The 239-nt window shown below is 74.1% G+C and carries 1 pseudogene; it reads left to right on the top strand.

Features of this window, described 5'->3' with window-relative positions:
* A pseudogene (locus tag ASG04_RS17850) lies at nt 1-188 on the top strand (gfo/Idh/MocA family oxidoreductase); the annotation flags it as partial.
* Nucleotides 189-239: the final 51 nt, after the last annotated feature.

Genomic DNA, 239 nt, shown 5'->3' with positions numbered 1-239 from the left:
CCATCGAGGCGGCGCAGTTCATCGCGAGCGTCCGTCGCGGGGAGCAGCTCGCGCCGTCCGTCGCCGACGGCCTCTCGGCCGCGTCGATCGTCGAGGCGGCTGAAGCCTCGCTCGTGGACGGCACCTGGCACGACGTCGCGCAGGTCGACGGAGCACTCACCTACGCGGCGGCGACCCCGGTGATCTAGACGCACCGCCACGACGGACGGGAGGCCCGGTGCCAGCTGGCACCGGGCCTC

Origin of the sequence: Curtobacterium sp. Leaf183, assembly GCF_001424385.1 — a bacterium.
Lineage (GTDB): Bacteria > Actinomycetota > Actinomycetes > Actinomycetales > Microbacteriaceae > Curtobacterium.
This window is presented reverse-complemented; position numbering and strand designations above follow the sequence as displayed.